This is a genomic window from Vulcanococcus sp. CPBay_Sum15L08_68, assembly GCF_017855895.1.
GTDB lineage: Bacteria > Cyanobacteriota > Cyanobacteriia > PCC-6307 > Cyanobiaceae > Vulcanococcus.
The window spans coordinates 1-16,135 of the sequence record NZ_JAFMFX010000040.1 but is presented as its reverse complement, the minus strand read 5'-3'; the positions used below and the strand labels follow the sequence as shown (position 1 = coordinate 16,135).

The following is a 16,135-nucleotide window of genomic DNA, read 5'->3' as shown; positions in this document are numbered from 1 at the left end:
CACCGTCTACCCCAAACGGCCCGGCATCCCTGGCTTCCCCGGCAAGCAATCTCCCTCCATCAGCGGTGATCGCCTCCGCGGTCTCTCCACCATCAAAAACCGCACCATCAAGGGCCTCGGCCAGTCCTCCAACCTCAAGGTCAACAGGACCATCCCCCTCCAGCGCATCCAACCGCTCGGCGGGCTCGGCCTCTAAAAGCCAACCCACACAAAAGCCCCCAGCCGCTACGCGGTCTGGGGGCTTTCTCTTGCGTCAACTCAGGCTTTTGTTCAGGCCAGCGCCTGGTAGGCCAAAGGCTGACGGTGCTCCATGGTCAGCGACCAAAGACCACTGCCGAGATCCTGCAGTGCGGCGAGCAGGGCCGCCGTGTCTCCGTCGTTGAGCCATTGAGCCTTCAACGCCGGGAGCTGATCCTGCAGGGACTCAATCGGAACCGTGACCAACAGCAAACTCTGTTCTCCCGCGGCGCGACGCAACTCGCCCTGGTCACTGCGCTGCCAGACCCGAACCAAGAGATCCAGCGCCTGCTCACGTCCGACCTCGCCGGGATCAGCCCCAGCGGGCAGGGCCTCGCGCAGCGACTTGCCCTGCAGAGGCATCGCTCTCTGCCCGCCCTGCTCCAGCAAAGCCAGAACGATCAAATAGGGGGCATCAGCCATGAGACGCAGAAGCGACAGCGCCTCCACCCTGCCCGGTCAGAGGAACCCCTGGGAAGCCGGAGTGCGTTGCTGCTGGATCGGAGCGCGGGGATTCCAGGCGGCGAAGAACGCCGCCAAGGCAACCAGGGCGATCAAGCCAACGCGCCAGGGTTGACGGGACATGCCCGAGAGCCTGGGCATTGGCCCCCGTCCCCGCTGGGCGACGCCATCGAGGGGCGTGCCACACCTCCCGCAGACCATCCGGCCTCCCAAGCTTCGGTCGGATTTCACCGACCAACTGCCGCAGCGGGGGCACCCCATCGAGCCAAGGACCGTTCAACTCAGCCCATGTTGACCAGGAAGCCGCCACTGGGCCAGGCCACCCCCACGCCCTCGGGCCGCTAGCCAACCGGAGGCATCGCGGCCAATCAAGGCAAAGAACGGCGTCCGCTGGGGAGCCGGAGCCGGCAAGGCACGCTCCCACCACTGCCGCCCAGCGACCCTCAAACCCATCCGCAGAAATTGGAACTGCAGCAGAGGACGGCGCCCCTTGAGGGCTCCAGGACCTTCAAAAAACAGTTCAACGGCGCCCAGCCGCACGCTGTTGCGCAGCTGCAACGCGCCGGCCTCCTCACGGATCTCCAGCTGAGCCGCCAGTCCCCGCAACAGCACCCCTGAGAACTGGGACGCCTGGAGTCGCCCCTTCGGCCAGACCTGCTCCAACTGCCAGCAACCGACCAGATCAGCGGCCTGAAGGCCCGTTCCCTCCGATCGGGCTCGCCCCTCGAGGGCAAGCAACGCCTCGGCCGTGATGGATTGATCAATCCCTTCCGCCACGACAGCCCAAGCAAAGACCCAGCATGGTCAGGCTCTGGTCGATTCCGTTGCCCTCCTCGCTCCCGCGCACTGATCTCGCCATCGTCGGCGCAGGAGTCTCGGGCTGTGCGCTGGCGGCCTCGCTGCGCCGGCGCGGCTGGCGCGGATCCATCGAACTCCTGGAAATCGGGCGCGGTCCCGGGGGCCGAGCGGCCACCCGCTACTCGCGCCAAGACCCGGACCTACGGATCAACCATGGGGCCCCGCTCTTCAACATCCGAGCCCAGACGCCGCCAGAGCTGCTTCAGGCACTCGAGCAACGGGAGGTCATCAGCCCCTTCCGCGGATCCATTCAGAGCCTCGATGGGCAACGGTCACTGGGCCCTGCCATTGACGATGGCTTCAGCGACGGGCAGCTCTGGCAGGGCCGCGGAGGAATGGATGCCCTCGCCGCTGGACTGCTGGAGCTGGCCGAGGCAGAGGGCGGAGTCCTGAGCAGGCGCTTTGGAACCCTTGTGCGCCACCTGAGGCCCGAACGCTCCAAAACCGGTCTGCGCTGGACTTTGGAAAACAGCAGCGGGGAAGCCTTGGTCGAGGCCCGCTGGCTGGTCCTCAGCGGAACACTGCTGGCCCATCCCCGCTGTCAGCAGGTCTTTGGCTGGGACGGTATTCCGCTAGAGCAAGCAGCCGAAAGCCTGGCTGATCCCCAGCTCAACGCTGCGCAGGCCCAGCTGGCTTCGATCGAGGGCCAGGCCAGCTGCAATCTGTTGCTAACCCTTCCGCCGGAGCAGGCCAGCGCCTGGTTGGCACTGCCCTGGCAAGTTCTGCAATGCACCCCCTCGGCCCAGGAGCGTTGGGGACTGCGACGCATCAGCATCCAACCCCTGGCCGGCGGGCGCTGTGCCGTGGTCGCTGAATCCAGTCCCGCCTTCGCCGCGGCCCATCTCCATGTCTACGGATCGCGCTCATCGGCCGCTCAACTGCTCGGCGCCAAGCCGGATCCCTCGGATGAGAAGCGGGTGCTGGATGCCCTGACCCAGGCCCTGACGGATCTCAGCGGACAAACCCTGGGTGACGCACCAAGGCAACTGATGCGTTGGGGAGCCGCCTTCCCGCTGGCTCCAGGACTGGACCCCGGCCACAGCTGCTGCCCGGAAAGTGCCATCGGCTTCTGCGGGGACAGCCTCGCTGGGGACGGCTTTGGCCGGATCGAGGGCGCTCTATTGAGTGCCGAAGACCTGGCCACACAACTGATGAAGCAGCTCTAGGGCTTAGGCCGCGACGGACGAGCGGCGGCGCGCGGAGCTCACCGGCATGGTCAGGTGACGCTTGGCCTGCCAGACCGACTGGGCGGCATCAAACAGGGTGTTCTGCACATCCCAGACGAAACGCTGAACCCGAACCTGGGACTCACGCCGCTGCGGCAGCAAGTCTGAGAAGGCTGCCGCGTGGCAGAGATCGACAAGCATCGCCACTTCTTCGCGGCTCATCGTGATCTGGACGTTGTCCTCAGACCGGTGCGTGACCTGCATCGCCCCTTTAACCGAAGAAAACCAACCTACGCCGATTACCGCTGATCAAACAGAAATCAAGGGGCGCTTAAGCATTGAGAACAGAAAACGCAACTCTCAGGCCGACTGGAGCTGATCCAGCTGGGCCTGAAGTCGTTGCTTGAGACGGTTTTGAACCAAGGCGCACAGGTCATCGACCAAATCGCCCTCCGCCTGCCAGATCGTTCGAGTCCCCTCACGCTCACAGCGGACCAGACCCGCGCGCTGCAACTGACCGAGCTGCCGGCTGATGTGGGACTGGGAAAAACCGGTGGCCTCAATCAAGGCCGCGACATCAATGGGCCCCTGCTTGAGATGGCAGAGCAGCTGAAGCCGCGCCGGCTCACTCAGCAGCCGAAAGAACTGGCTGTACTCCTCCAGCAACTCCTGGGAGGGCATTGCACCTGCGGCGCCCATTGCAATGCTGTATGACGATAAACGCATTATGCCTGGCCTCGCCAATGAATCAGGAGTTCTGGGATCAGCGCTTCCGCGAGAGCCACTACGCCTACGGCACCGAGCCCAACGACTTCCTGAGAGCCAAGGCGGCCTCCCTCTCCCCTGGAGACGCCCTCTGCCTGGCGGAAGGGGGAGGGCGAAACGCCGTCCACCTGGCCAAACAGGGGCACCGCGTCACCGCCCAAGACCTCAGCCCCGTCGGCCTGGAAATGGCCCAACAGCTCGCCGAGACCCAGGGAGTGACGCTGCACTGCCGCTGCGGGGACCTGCGCGACTTCAGCCCCGAGCCCGAGAGCGTCGACCTGATCGTCGCCATCTGGATGCACCTCGAACCCGAACTCCGGGCCCTGGTGCACCGGCGCGCCGTTGCAGCGCTCAAACCTGGAGGGCACCTGATCCTTGAGGCCTACAACCCGGCGCAACTCAACCGAGGAACCGGCGGGCCGCCCAACCCGGAGCTGCTGATCACAGCGGCGCAGCTGGAAGCGGAACTCCAAGGACTGACCTGGCTCGAGCTCCAGGAAACCGAACGCTGGATCGAGGAAGGCCCGCTCCACCAGGGGCAGAGCGCCGTGGTTCAGGCCTTTGGCCAAAAACGGGGCGCGTGATCACAAAGGCTTTATGCGTGTATAGTCATACAAGCCTGAAGCGGAGTCCATGGCCTCCATCGCGCCCTCCCCGGTCGCGCTCTCTGATGCAGCCGGTGGGCAACCCCTGCTGCATCGCCAACTCTTCGACGCGACAACGGGGACCTACACCTATCTGCTGGCCGATGTCACCTCCGGCGAGGGCGTGATCATCGATCCGGTGTTTGAACAACACGACCGAGATCTCTCCTTCATTCGCGAGCTGGGAATCCAGCTGGTCGCCAGCCTCGATACCCACGCCCACGCGGATCACGTCACCGGCAGCTGGCTGATGCAGCAAGCCACCGGCTGCGCCATTGGCCTCGCCCAGTCCGCCCGCGCCCAAAACGTCACCCTGCCCCTCGAGCACGGGGACCACGTGGCCTTTGGCAGCCGCCACCTGCAGGTGCGCAGCACCCCGGGGCATACCGATGGGTGTGTCACCTACGTCCTGGACGACCAATCCGCCGCCTTCACCGGCGACGCCCTCTTGGTTCGCGGCTGCGGGCGCTGCGACTTCCAGCAGGGTGACCCCCACACCCTCTGGCGCTCCATCACCGAGCAGATCTTCAGCCTGCCCAACAGCTGCCTGCTCTACCCAGGCCACGACTACACCGGCCGAACCCTCACCTCAGTGGCCGAGGAGAAAGCCTTCAACGCGCGCCTCGGCGGTGGTGCCGATGAACGGGACTTCGTGGGTCACATGACCAACATGAAGCTGCCCCACCCGGGCAAGATCGCCATCGCCCTTCCCGGGAACATGCGCTCGGGTCAGCCCCGCGACGAGCAACCCGCTCAGCACTGGGCACCGGTTCAGCGCAGCTTCGCAGGGCTCCCCGAGCTGCCCCCCAGCTGGCTGGCGGAACATCGCAACGCGGTGACCGTGCTGGATGTCCGCTCGGAGGACGAAGTCGAGGGCCCCGATGGCCGGATCGAAACCAGCCTGCACATTCCCCTGCAGGACCTGGAGCAGCGCCAAGCAGAGCTACCCAGCGACCGTCCCCTCGTTGTGGTCTGCCATGCGGGGAGCCGATCCGCCTTGGCCACCCAACAGCTCCTGAAGGCCGGCTTCGATCGCGTCGCGAATCTGCGCGGCGGGCTCCTGCGCTGGAGCGATGAGGGCTACCCACTCGTGGGCTCCATCCACCACTAATCACCCCACCCACTCCCATGACCCACACCCAACCGATCAGCGCCCACGACCTGGCCGATCAACTCGCCGCCAAGCGCATCAGCGTGATTGATGTGCGTGAACCGATGGAGTTCGCCAGCGGTCACATCGCCGGCAGCCTGAACGTGCCGCTCAACCGCCTGCTGCAGGCGGATCTTCCCCAGGGCCCCCTGGTGCTGGTCTGCCAAAGCGGCAACCGCAGCAACCGCGCCCTCGGGCAACTCATGGCCCAGGGGCACCCCCACCCGCTCAGTGAGCTGCAGGGGGGACTCCCCACCTGGCAGGGGGCCGGCTTCCCCGTGCGCAAACTCAAAAACGCACCCCTGCCCCTGATGCGTCAGGTGCAAATTGCCGCCGGTTCACTGGTGCTGCTGGGCCTGATCCTCAGCAACACCGTCGCCCCCGGCTGGATTGCGCTGACCTGGTTCGTTGGCGCTGGCCTGACCTTTGCCGGCGTCAGCGGCTTCTGTGGCATGGCCCGCCTGCTGGCCGTCATGCCCTGGAACCGGGTCTCCCTGTGATCAGCCTGATCCTGCTGGGACTGGGGGGCGGCCTGATCGGCTTTCTGCTCTCCGTCCTCGGGGCAGGGGGCTCCATCCTGCTGCTGCCTCTCTTGGTCAGCGGCGCCGCTCTGCCGACCAAGGAGGCCGTGCCGCTCTCCTTGATCGTCGTGATGATCCTGGCGCTGGCCAACCTGGGGCCCTACCTCCGCCGCGGCCAGTTCGCGCCCAGGCCCGCCCTACTGCTGGGACTCCCGGCCCTCGCCGGCAGCTGGATCGGCGGGAGCTGGGTCAAGGCCGGACTGATCCCTGAGGCGGTTCAACTCAGCGTCTTTGCCGCCGCCGCCGTCCTGGCCTCCTGGCTGCTCCTACGTCCAGCCCCGGCAGGCGGCCGCGCGGCGTCCGAAGCTCTGCTGCTGCCGCAGGGTCTGTTGGTGGGTCTGCTGACGGGCATCGCCGGCGTCGGCGGAGGGTTCGCCATCGTTCCGGCCCTGGTGCTGTTGGCCGGTCTACCGATGGCCCTCGCCAGCGGTACCAGCCTGCTGCTGATCGCCGTCAATGCGTTGGTGGCCTTGGCTGCCCTGGGCCACTGGCCGCAGGCCAGCCTTCCTCTTCTTCTTCCGCTGCTAGCTGGCGGAGCCGCGGGCGCGGTAGCCGGCCAATGGCTGGCTCCTCACCTCAGCGATCGCCATCTACGGCGGGGCTTCTCCTTATTACTGATTGCCTCAGCCGTCCTGACCGGCGCAGAGGCCTGGAAACGTCAGGCACCCGCTGCATCCGTATCCCCTCGGGCCGACCTGATCCGTCCAGGGACCTAGTCCCGGCCGCAGCGACACTTACCGCCCTTCCACTTCGAGCACTTCTTCTGCTTGCAGCCCTTCTTTTTGGCGCAGGCCTGGAGCCTGCCCTCAGGCTGGACAGGCAGATCCGAGGAGGGGCCAGTGGATGGGGCCATCAGGGTCGAACCGGGCAGGATCGCAATGCAGTCATCTTATTGCAATCGATTCTCTTTTGCGCAAGCGAGTTGATTGTCAGCATTGATTTGCGCCGGCCCAGCAGAGCCCGTAGCTTGCGGCCAACTCCCCACGGCAGGCCATGACTCAATCGATCGCCCGCGGCCCCGCCGGGCGGGCCGTGGCCCAACCAATGGCCCCCGATCTACTCGGGGCCCTTCAGGAGCACCTGACCATGGAGCGCCAGGCCAGCGCGGCCTACTGGGCCCTGGCCATCTGGTTCGCCGAACGCGGGCTGCGGGGCTTCAGCAGCTTCTTGAAACAGGAGTCCAGCGAGGAGCAGCACCACGCCGGCCTGTTCGCGGATTACCTGATTGCCCGGGGCCAGGCGGTCACGCTGGAACCCCTGACAGCACCGCGCCAGAGCTGGACCAGCGTCGAAGAGGTCTTCCAAGGCATCTTCCAGATGGAGGCCGAGGTCACCACCTCCCTGCATCAGCTCTATGCCATGGCCGAGCGCAGCGGCGATGTGCGCACGACCGTCTTCCTCGATCCCCTCGTGCAGAGCCAGATCGACTCAGAAAACCAAGCCGCACATCTGCTGGATCGCATCAGCTTCTCCCATTCCGACCCAGCCGCCCTGCTGGTGATCGACGGAGAACTGACCGCCGGCCAAAGCGCACCGGCCTCCGTCGCCTAAGAACTGGGCAGGGGCCGCCTGCAGAGCTCCTGAAACAGCGACAGCGTCAAGCGATCAACCGCCACGGGCGCGGACTGCAGCCACTGGCCCAGTCGCCTGAGCTCAGCCAGGCGCAAAAACAGCTGCTCCGATTCCCGCTGCAAGCGCCGGCACAGAGCAGGGTTTTGACAGCGCGCCTGGTCTGCATCGATGCGAACCAAACGCGACCGCAACCCTTCCGCCTCCCGGCAGAGACAGCCCAGGGCATCCACCGAGACGCTGGCCTCACAAGGGCACTGCATCGATCAGAACCCCCCAGCCAGAGGAGCGGAATCCACCAGGGCTGGAGCCAGACGGAAGCCAGCCTCACCCAATGGCGCCTCCAGCAGCTCGGCCTGACGGAACTTCGAGATCATCCGGGTGGTGGTCACCCGGGTCGCACCGATCAACTCACCGATCCGGTCATGGGTCAGGCGGAAAGGGAGATCGCACCAATCGCCGCAGCGGCGACCCAGGCGATGGACCAAGAGGCTCAAGAGAGCATGCAACCGCTGCTCAGCCGTGCCCAGGTGGCGAATGCGCAGCAGCTGCAGGGTCCACTCATTGACCGGGTCAAAGCCGCCAGCCCCCACAGCCTTGGCATCGCTGCTGAAGACCAACGGAGTCAAGGCCTCCACGCACACACCCTCACTGCAGAGCCGATCGGTGCGGAGCTGATCGCCGGGCTGGAGGAAGGCCAGGGTCATCCCCTCGGTCTCCTCACAGGGGCAATAGACGCGAGCCATGCCCTCGAGCACCTCGATGCAGCTGCCACCGGTATGCAAAGCAGGATCGAGCAAGACGGTTTGCCCGACCGGCATCCGCACGGCACTGGCAGGGGCGTCAGGGAGAAAGCGGAAGGACATGACCCCCGAAAACGGGCTAGTTGCGAATGCGTCGCAAGATAAACAAGAAACCCCTCCTTTTGCAAGCGATTCTCAATAGCAGTTTCTAGCTGCAAATGGAGCGCGGACCGGCGCAACAAAAAAGCCAGCCGCGCAGGGCGGCTGGCCGGGGTCCTTGCAGGCTTGCGCCAGGGCGTCAGCGCCAACCGCTGGACTGCATCAAGGCCACCGCCGCCTTGTTCTTGGCACCCATCTGCTGGGCCGAGACCCCATCGGCCTTGAAGGTTCCCAGGCGCTTGAGCACCGCGTTATTGCCAAAGCCCCGCAGCGGATATTCGTTGTTGGCTTCGGCGTAACCGCGACCTCCACTAGGTGACGCCAAGAACTCGATCAGCTTCAGCGCCGCCTCAGGGTTCTTCGCGGTTTTGACCACCCCGGCACCGGTGATGTTCACGTGGGCGGGATTGGGGAAGAGGACCTTGACCCGATTGGCCAACTGCTGGTCGGACGAGCCGTTACCGCCAGCCAGCATCCGGGCGACGTAATAGGAGTTGACCAGACCAACGCCGCACTGACCATTGGCGACGGCGCGAATCAGGGGGGTGTCGGAACTGAAGTAGGGCTGCGTCACGTTGGCGGTCATGCCCTTCACCCATGTCGCGGCCTGTTGATCGCCGCGCAGGATCATCTGGTCAGCGACCAGCGATTGGTTGTAGACGCTCTTGCTGTTGCGCAGGCACAGCTGGCCTTTCAGGGCCGGATTCGCCAGATCGGCATAGGTGCGAATGCTGCCCGGGTTCACCGCCTTGGGGTTCACCACCACAACGCGAACCCGCCGCGTCAGGCCAAACCAAAGGCCCTTGGAGTCCCGCAGGTTCGCGGGGACATCGCGGCTGAGCGAGGCGGAGCGACTGGGGCGAAACAGCCCCGCGTCCGCAGCCTTGTCCAGACGCGCCGCATCGGCCAGCACCAGAACATCGGCTGGGCTGTTGGCCCCTTCGCGTTTGATGCGCTCGATCAAGGCGTCATCCTTGGCCTCGAGCAAGCGGACCTTGATCCCCGTCTTCTGGGTGAATTGCTTGTAGAGCGCCTTGTCGGTGTTGTAGTGGCGGCCGGAATAGACGCCAATTTCCTGACTGTTGGCCTTCGCCAGGGAAGTCAGAACAGCCGCCCCAGCCGTGACGCCGAGCAGGGCAGCCGCTGCCAAGCGCTCAGGTGCGATGCAGGAACGAAGACGCTGAAACGCCAAGACCGGATCAAGTAGCACTGGCGGAACTATGCCCAGGCCCGATCCCTTCTGGAGAGGGGTTGATCATTGGCCACCCGCGTCTGTGACATTCATTACATCCCTGCCCCGTAGGCTTTGCGCCGCAGCCTCAGGCAAAGCATTGGCACGGGGACAACTGCCACAGCGAAGCCTGCTGGGCGCCGGGGTCCTGCTGGTTTGTGCAGCAGCCCTCGCCCCGGTCCTGGGTCTGACCTGGTTTGCCCTCAGCGGCGGCGGCATCGAGAGTTGGGGCCTTGGCGATGAAGGTCCGGTTCAGGTGCGCAACACCCTGGCCCTGGTGCTCCTGGTCGGGGCGCTGGCCGCCGCACTGGGCACCGGAACGGGCTGGCTGACGGCCCGCTGTGAGTTCCCCGGACGCCGCTGGCTGCGGGTGGCGCAGCTTCTGCCCCTGGCCACGCCGAGCTATCTACTGGCGGCCACCTTGATCGACCTGGGCAGTCGCTTTGGCCAGCGCATCTATGGCTTCAACCCCACCCTGGCGGTGATGGTGCTGAGCACCTACAGCTATGTCTTCCTGCTCTCGACCGAGAGCTTCTCGGTCAGTGGCAAGCGGCAGCTAGAGGCCTGCCGCAGCCTCGGAGTCGGCCCCTGGGGCAGCTTTTGGCGCGTAGCCCTGCCCATGGCCCTGCCCTCGATTGGAGCCGGGGTGGCGCTCACGGGCATGGAGGTGGTGAACGAGCTGGGAGCCGTGCAACTGCTCGGGGTCCCGACCCTCTCCTCCGGGATCCTGATGCGCTGGCAGCAAGAGGGGGATCCCCAAGCCGCTGTCGCTCTGGCCCTGATGGCCCTGGTGATCGTGGGCCTCCTGGTTGGAGCGGAGCGCACCCTGCGGCGCCGTAGCCGCTGCTGGACCATCAGCGGCGGCGGCGAGCCCGAACAGCGCTGGCGGCTTCAGGGGCATCAGCGCTGGCTCAGTCAATTGTTTTGCCTGGCCCCTCCCCTGCTGAGCCTTGGCCTGCCCTTGGTTTGGGCCCTGCTGAGTTGGGACCAGCTCCAGAGCGAAGACAGCGCGGAACTGCTGGAGCTGGGTCTGCGTTCCTTTGGCCTGGCCCTGGTGGCCGCTGTCCTAACGGTGCTCGTCAGCCTGGTGCTCTCCATTGCCAAGCGCTGGATTCCCAATGCCGGCATTCGGCGCCTGAGCTTTGCCGCTGGCCTGGGCTACGCCATTCCGGGCACCGTTCTGGCCCTCGCCCTGATGCTGATCGGTGGCCCCTTGGCCCTGGCCCCTCTGCTGCTGCTGGTCTGGGGCTACGTCGATCGCTTCCTAGCGGTCTCCAAAGGCGGCCTCGACGCGGCCCTGGAGCGCATTCCCCCGAGCATCGATGAGGCCGCCACCTCCCTGGGCCAGAGCTGGGGGGGCGTGCTGCAGCGCATCCATCTCCCCCTGCTGCGGGGACCGCTGCTGATGGGGAGCCTGCTGGTCTTTGTCGACACAGTGAAGGAACTGCCGCTGACCTTTGCGCTCAGGCCCTTTGACTTCGACACCCTGGCCGTTCGCGTCTATCAGTACGCCAGCGATGAGCGAGTCGGGGCGGCCCTGATCCCAGCCCTGCTGATCTTGAGCATGGGCCTGATCGCCGCCGCCGCCTTGATCCCGAGCCTGGATCGACTGGAGCAGCGCTAGCGGCGAGCGACCACGCCCTGATCGATCAGCTTTCCGTCACGATCCCAAGCCCGCACGGTCAGGCTGTTGGGCCCAGCCTCCAGTTCCGCAAAGCTGTAAACGCTCACGGCCTTCGCCGATTGCGGCTTGGCGATCACGGGGCGGAGATAGGCCCCTCCGCCTCCAACGATCAGGTAGGTGATGCCGTCGATCGGCTTGCTGCGCTCGTAGTGGTGTTCATGGCCATTGATGTAGAGCTGCACCCCATGGCGCTGCATCAAGGAGCTCAACTTGCCCCGTAGGCCGGGGTTGTTGCCGTAGAGACCGGAGGAGTAGATCGGGTGATGGCCCACCACCACTTTCCAGGGGGCCTGGCTCTTGGCCAAGGCGGAGCGCAGCCAGGACAACTGGGACGTCCAGGGCGCATTGCCGTTGGTGTCCAGCATGAAAAATTCGACCTCGCCGCGGCGGACGCTGTAGAAGCGCCCCTTCATGCCATAGGGCTTGTAGGCCACCTGGGGATCGCCATTGGCCGTGCGGATGTCGTGGTTGCCCAGGACTGCGTGGAAGGGGACCTTGGCGGCCAGCAACTCGGCGTAGGGAGTCAGGAACGTCGACTGAACCTTGCGGATGTCTCCTGAGGGGTAGATGTTGTCCCCAGCCAGCAGCACCAGGTCCACGGGCTTCCGGCGATGCACCGCAGCCATTTGGGTCCCAACGGCCCGCTGATGGACGTTGCCGCTGCCCACATCGCCCACCGCTAAAAAGCGGGTGGTGCTCAGGGGAGGTGGACTCGCCACCTGGGCCCAACTGTGTCCAGCAGCAACGGTGGCCGTGGCCGCTCCAGCCATGAGCAGCAGCAGCGCGCGACGGTGCATGGCTGGGATCGAGCAAGGTCTCCCCAGGTTGACGCAATCAGGCCGCCGGCCGCTACCGCCGGCTGTGCTTTTTGGCGCACCCCGTCGCATCCTTTGCCGCAGCACCGTCCTCAGCTGGGGCCAGCCTTGGCGGAGCGACACAAACAACATGCTCCGGATCTTTGGAGATCGCCAAAGCCTCTTGGCCGCCCTGAGTTGTCACTGGTCCTATGAGCTAATCCAGCTGGATCAACCCTTCCAGCAGCGCTCCAAGACGACTTGGGGGTGCCCCGTCGCAACCAAGAAACAACCGTTGCAGATAGAAGAGTCTGCTCTTGGAAACGCAAGCTCCCAGTGATCAGTGAGCCAGGGGTGAGCGCAGGGTTTCGCTGCAACGGTTGCGCTGAGGGCTGATGCAGTGGTGCTGGGCATGGCCGCTGCACTCAAGGAAGGGGAGTTTGCTGAAGCGGAGGACATCGTCGGTGGATCCAATCCAACCCGCCGCGGCCAAGATCTGATGAGAGAGTCAACCTGGCGAAAACTGGACGAACGATCAAGACGCGAGCGTGAGCGGCAGATCGAGGCGACCGAATTTGCAGAAGCGATGCAAGGTCGCAAGTCCTGGACGACAGCCCACTACCAAGCAGTTTTCGAATACCTGGAAAAGCATTCGCATTGATGGCAACTTTGTGGAGATTGAGACTGCAGTCGATGTATTGAAGGACTAACCGCCCGCAAGGATGAGAACGGGCTGGATTGCCATCAGCCAGTGGTTGATCCAAGTCATCAGGACTATCTTGAGGTCACAGCAAAAGCTGCGTGCGTTCATATCCCATTCCAGATTCAGTTCATGCCACACACACATTCCAAGCTGCGGCCAGAGAACACATCCGCAAGCCAGACAAAGCAGCCAAACAAAAGCGTCGACACCAGCCGTCATCAGCAGCGGCCACAGGCCAGCCCCAGACCAAACTGCCCTCCGAGCTGGGATGACTTATTGGGACAACGTTGAGCGCCAATCGTCCAATCAGGCTTAACTCAAGCCATGGATAAGCGTTGGCTCGATCTCCGTTGGCCGGTCACCGTGCTCCTGCTTGGGGCCATGGGTTTTGTGCTGCTGGCACGAAGCAGCCGGCACCCGATTCAACTCCGCTTGGAGGTGAGCTTCAGCAAGCCGGTGACCGTCGGGGGGACCTTGCAACATGACCTCGTCATGGAGAAGCCGGTGCTGGTCCGCATGAGGGAGACTGTGCCGATTCAGCTCAGGATGAGTCATCCCAAACCGATCAACGTCGAGATCAGCGAGAAAAAACCGATGCAGGTCCGCGTGGGAGAAGAGAAACCGATGGAGGTTCAAGTTCAACCCGAAGGGTCTGTGAAAGTCCGGCTGGGTCTCTAGGCGCTAAAGCCAGCTTTGAAAACCGTGGATAGTTTGAAGTCAGCACCCGCTGGCCGATGGCTCCCGAACGCTTTTTTCTCGAGCTGACCCCTCCGTCTGAATTGCTCAGATCCGCACCCCATGTGGTGATCGTGGGCGGTGGGTTTGCCGGGCTGCGGGCGGCCCATGTCCTGGCGGGGAAGACCGTTCGCGTCACCCTGATCGACAGGCGCAACTTCAACCTGTTCCAGCCCCTGCTTTATCAGGTGGCTTCTGGCCTGGTCTCCCAAACCGATGTGGCCTCCCCCCTGCGGGTGATGTTGGGGGAATCCGAAAACATCCAGATCCTGATGGGGGAAGTGGATGACATCAATACCAAGGACAAGGAGGTGGTCTTCAACAACCGCCGCTACCGCTACGACCATCTCGTTCTGGCCGCAGGAGCGACCAGCAGCTACTTCGGCCATGACGAATGGCGCAGCGAGGCCATTCCGATGAAGACCCTGGAGGATGCCTACGCCATCCGCCGCAAAGTCTTGAACTCCCTCGAGGAGGCCGAGCAAACCCCCGACCCAGAACGCCGCAAGTGGCTGCAATCCGTGGTGGTGATCGGAGGAGGTCCAACCGGCTGCGAACTGGCCGCATCCCTCAACGATCTGATGCGGCACACCCTGGAGCGGGATTTCATGCAGATCGATCCCACCCACTGCAAGGTCACGCTGGTGGACCCAGGCGATCGAGTCCTGCGGGCCATGGATCCGCAGCTCTCAGCCTCGGCTGGCGATCACCTCAAAGCCAAGGGGGTCGAGCTCCTGCTGGGGGGGCGTGTCAAGGACATCAGCGAGGGCAAGGTCGTCATCACCACCAAAGATGGCGAAGTCACCCTGGAGGCCAACACCATCTGCTGGACGGCCGGTGTCGCCGCCTCCCCCCTCGGGAAGCTGCTGGCTGAGCGCACCGGCTGCGAACTCGACCGTGGCGGCCGAGTCGTGGTGGAGCCGGACTTTTCGATCAAAGGGCATGGCGAGATCCGCGTGATCGGAGATCTCTGCAGCTACAGCCATACCCGCGATGGCAAACCCCTGCCTGGGATGGCCGGCCCGGCGGTGCAGATGGGGGGCTGGGTGGCCAAGGACATCCTGGCCCAGTGCCAAAGCCAGCCCAATCCCGCCTTTGCGTTCACCGACTTCGGCAGCATGGCGGTGGTCGGACCACTCTTTGCGGTCGCCAACCTGCGGGGCCTCAAACTCAGCGGTCCCCTGGGCTGGGTCCTCTGGGGCCTCGCGCACCTGGCCTTCATGCCCGCCAATGAAAGTCGGTTGACGTTGCTGACCAAATGGCTCTGGATGATTGCCACCCGCGAGCGCTCAGCCCTGGTGATTACGGAGACGTCTTCGTAGCTTCGCCGCTCAGGGCATGGAGCGCGTGGTAGATCGGCTTGGCGACGAACTGCCGGCTGACGTAGGCGGCCAGCACGCAAGCCACCAGCAGTCCCGGTAGCAACTGCTGATCTCCCGCCAGTCGAATCCCAAAGAGAATTGACATCACCGGGAGCTGGGTGGCGCCGGACAGTCCAGCCACCATGCCCAAGGCCAAAAAGAGTTGAGGCGAGCCCGCAAGATCGCCGATCACCTGTCCCATGGCCGCGCCAAAGGTGAAGGAGGGATCAATCAATCCGCCGGGGATACCGGTGGAGAGGGCCAAAACCGGACCAATGATCCGCAGCAGAAGCGTGAGCAGATCCGTCCATAACCCATGGGGAAGCTCCACCCCATCGGCTGAGCCAAAGAGCAGCCGCCCCATCAGCAACTCGCCGTCACCGCCACCGGTGCCGCCGCTGACCAGCAGAAACAGCGACAGGAACGCGCCGACACCGAGGCCTAAACGAATCGGATAACGGCGCGCCAACGCGACACCCCGACGGGTGCCCGCCAGCAACAGGCGGGCGAAAGCCGCCCCCACCAAACCACCGAGCAGGCCAACGGGAAGCGCCCAAAGAACCTGCAGCAATTCCATCGGCTCGACGCCGACGGTGCCCAAGGCAAACATCGGCTGTCCAGCCAGGTTGCTGAAGGAGGCCGCCATCCCACTGACGACCAGGGCAGGCCAGATCAGGGTGGAGGAAAAGGCACTGATGAACTCCTCCACCACAAACACCACACCCAACAGCGGCGTATCGAACCCCCCGGCCAAACCAGCACCACCGGCCACCGCCAAGAGCTCGGCTTGCCCTAAGCCATAGAACCAATTCGGGAAACGGCGCCGCAAAAAATGGGCGGCCGACGCACCGACCTGCACCACGGGCCCCTCACGGCCGATCGGGATCAGGGCAAGGCTGGCGATTCCCCAAAGGGCCAAGCGCTGCAGGCTGGGTGCCCAGCCCAGCAGCGCCGAGGCTTGGGCTGGATGCTCAATGCTGGTCATGGTCTGGGGGATACCCGAGCCGGCGCCCCGGGCCCAGATTCCCCGTTGCAACAACAGCAGGATCGGCACCACCACCAGCGGCGAACAGGCCAAGGCAAGGGAGGTTGGGGTCCACCCCTCACCACTGAAGGCCGGCAGCAGACCCAGCAGTTGGTCCTGCCAACGATCGAGCATGTTGAAGGGCCAACAGGCCACCCCGACGAGCACACCAAGCAGCGACAACTGCAACAGGTTGCGGATCAGCTCGCGGGTGCGCAGAACCACGGCGGTGCTCTCAAACCGAGCACATGATGCCGCCGAAATCGCCT

At 64.6% G+C, this 16,135-nt stretch carries 21 protein-coding genes; 11 read left to right on the top strand and 10 right to left on the bottom strand.

The window, feature by feature from the left end; all coding sequences use genetic code 11:
- Nucleotides 1-196: hypothetical protein (locus QZ189_RS07675; protein ID WP_296421453.1), on the top strand; the 196-nt coding region annotated here is incomplete at its 5' end.
- Between the two features lie 74 nt (nt 197-270).
- Here the strand turns inward: QZ189_RS07675 and QZ189_RS07670 are convergent.
- From QZ189_RS07670 to QZ189_RS07660, 3 genes are all read right to left on the bottom strand, one after another.
- Nucleotides 271-660, bottom strand: coding sequence for a hypothetical protein (locus QZ189_RS07670; protein WP_296416624.1), 390 nt, complete (start codon nt 658-660; stop codon nt 271-273).
- Nucleotides 661-696: 36 nt separating this feature from the next.
- Nucleotides 697-822 carry a hypothetical protein gene (locus QZ189_RS07665; RefSeq protein WP_256463392.1) on the bottom strand — a complete coding sequence of 42 codons (126 nt, stop codon included), beginning with the start codon at nt 820-822 and terminating at the stop codon, nt 697-699.
- A gap of 153 nt (nt 823-975) precedes the next feature.
- The gene (locus tag QZ189_RS07660) at nt 976-1,476 is read right to left on the bottom strand and encodes a hypothetical protein (RefSeq protein WP_296416623.1); all 501 of its coding nucleotides are present in this window, start codon (nt 1,474-1,476) and stop codon (nt 976-978) included.
- 47 nt (nt 1,477-1,523) lie between these two features.
- On the opposite strand from QZ189_RS07660, the gene QZ189_RS07655 reads away from it, so the two are divergent.
- A complete protein-coding gene (locus QZ189_RS07655) occupies nt 1,524-2,723 on the top strand; it encodes an NAD(P)-binding protein (protein ID WP_296418572.1) in 1,200 nt (399 codons plus the stop codon).
- Between the two features lie 3 nt (nt 2,724-2,726).
- On the opposite strand, the gene QZ189_RS07650 is transcribed toward QZ189_RS07655, so the two are convergent.
- Together QZ189_RS07650 and QZ189_RS07645 are read right to left on the bottom strand one after the other, a co-directional pair.
- Nucleotides 2,727-2,987: a hypothetical protein gene (locus QZ189_RS07650; protein WP_010315968.1), complete on the bottom strand. Its 261-nt coding sequence runs from the start codon at nt 2,985-2,987 to the stop codon at nt 2,727-2,729.
- A 96-nt stretch (nt 2,988-3,083) separates the two neighbouring features.
- Complete coding sequence (locus QZ189_RS07645; RefSeq protein WP_247479920.1) at nt 3,084-3,404, bottom strand: metalloregulator ArsR/SmtB family transcription factor; 321 nt, start codon at nt 3,402-3,404, stop codon at nt 3,084-3,086.
- 62 nt (nt 3,405-3,466) lie between these two features.
- Between QZ189_RS07645 and QZ189_RS07640 the strand changes: the two genes are divergently transcribed.
- From QZ189_RS07640 to QZ189_RS07620, 5 genes are all read left to right on the top strand, one after another.
- On the top strand, nt 3,467-4,072 hold the full coding sequence (locus QZ189_RS07640) for a class I SAM-dependent methyltransferase (protein WP_010315964.1): 606 nt from the start codon (nt 3,467-3,469) through the stop codon (nt 4,070-4,072).
- A gap of 49 nt (nt 4,073-4,121) precedes the next feature.
- Nucleotides 4,122-5,243 (top strand): MBL fold metallo-hydrolase, encoded by a 1,122-nt coding sequence (locus tag QZ189_RS07635; protein WP_296416620.1) that lies wholly within the window; start codon nt 4,122-4,124, stop codon nt 5,241-5,243.
- A 17-nt stretch (nt 5,244-5,260) separates the two neighbouring features.
- A complete protein-coding gene (locus tag QZ189_RS07630; protein WP_247477550.1) occupies nt 5,261-5,782 on the top strand; it encodes a rhodanese-like domain-containing protein in 522 nt (173 codons plus the stop codon).
- Entirely contained in the window at nt 5,779-6,579 is an 801-nt protein-coding gene (locus tag QZ189_RS07625; RefSeq protein WP_010315959.1) for a sulfite exporter TauE/SafE family protein, read from the top strand. Before QZ189_RS07630 ends, QZ189_RS07625 begins: the two co-directional genes overlap by 4 nt.
- 277 nt (nt 6,580-6,856) lie before the next feature.
- Nucleotides 6,857-7,414 (top strand): ferritin, encoded by a 558-nt coding sequence (locus QZ189_RS07620; protein ID WP_247477547.1) that lies wholly within the window; start codon nt 6,857-6,859, stop codon nt 7,412-7,414.
- Here QZ189_RS07620 and QZ189_RS07615 read toward each other — a convergent pair.
- The 3 genes from QZ189_RS07615 to QZ189_RS07605 form a co-directional block, all read right to left on the bottom strand.
- Nucleotides 7,411-7,695 carry a hypothetical protein gene (locus QZ189_RS07615; RefSeq protein WP_010315955.1) on the bottom strand — a complete coding sequence of 95 codons (285 nt, stop codon included), beginning with the start codon at nt 7,693-7,695 and terminating at the stop codon, nt 7,411-7,413. The genes QZ189_RS07620 and QZ189_RS07615 overlap by 4 nt on opposite strands.
- 3 nt (nt 7,696-7,698) lie before the next feature.
- Entirely contained in the window at nt 7,699-8,298 is a 600-nt protein-coding gene (locus QZ189_RS07610) for a helix-turn-helix domain-containing protein (RefSeq protein ID WP_010315953.1), read from the bottom strand.
- A gap of 175 nt (nt 8,299-8,473) precedes the next feature.
- Nucleotides 8,474-9,484, bottom strand: a complete 1,011-nt coding sequence (locus QZ189_RS07605; RefSeq protein WP_296421452.1) for an extracellular solute-binding protein — start codon at nt 9,482-9,484, stop codon at nt 8,474-8,476.
- Between the two features lie 181 nt (nt 9,485-9,665).
- Between QZ189_RS07605 and QZ189_RS07600 the strand changes: the two genes are divergently transcribed.
- Nucleotides 9,666-11,189: an iron ABC transporter permease gene (locus QZ189_RS07600; protein ID WP_296421450.1), complete on the top strand. Its 1,524-nt coding sequence runs from the start codon at nt 9,666-9,668 to the stop codon at nt 11,187-11,189.
- Here the strand turns inward: QZ189_RS07600 and QZ189_RS07595 are convergent.
- Nucleotides 11,186-12,046: a metallophosphoesterase gene (locus tag QZ189_RS07595; protein WP_296416614.1), complete on the bottom strand. Its 861-nt coding sequence runs from the start codon at nt 12,044-12,046 to the stop codon at nt 11,186-11,188. The genes QZ189_RS07600 and QZ189_RS07595 overlap by 4 nt on opposite strands.
- 409 nt (nt 12,047-12,455) lie before the next feature.
- Here QZ189_RS07595 and QZ189_RS07590 point away from each other — a divergent pair, with 409 nt between their 5' ends.
- The 3 genes from QZ189_RS07590 to QZ189_RS07580 all read left to right on the top strand — a co-directional run bounded on the left by QZ189_RS07590 (nt 12,456) and on the right by QZ189_RS07580 (nt 14,803).
- On the top strand, nt 12,456-12,704 hold the full coding sequence (locus QZ189_RS07590; protein WP_156797844.1) for a hypothetical protein: 249 nt from the start codon (nt 12,456-12,458) through the stop codon (nt 12,702-12,704).
- A 366-nt stretch (nt 12,705-13,070) separates the two neighbouring features.
- Nucleotides 13,071-13,424: a hypothetical protein gene (locus tag QZ189_RS07585; RefSeq protein ID WP_010315912.1), complete on the top strand. Its 354-nt coding sequence runs from the start codon at nt 13,071-13,073 to the stop codon at nt 13,422-13,424.
- Nucleotides 13,425-13,480: 56 nt separating this feature from the next.
- Nucleotides 13,481-14,803: an NAD(P)/FAD-dependent oxidoreductase gene (locus QZ189_RS07580; protein ID WP_247477529.1), complete on the top strand. Its 1,323-nt coding sequence runs from the start codon at nt 13,481-13,483 to the stop codon at nt 14,801-14,803.
- Here QZ189_RS07580 and QZ189_RS07575 read toward each other — a convergent pair.
- Nucleotides 14,784-16,135, bottom strand: a 1,352-nt coding sequence (locus QZ189_RS07575) for a chloride channel protein (protein WP_296421448.1), incomplete at its 5' end; no start/stop codon positions are given. The genes QZ189_RS07580 and QZ189_RS07575 overlap by 20 nt on opposite strands.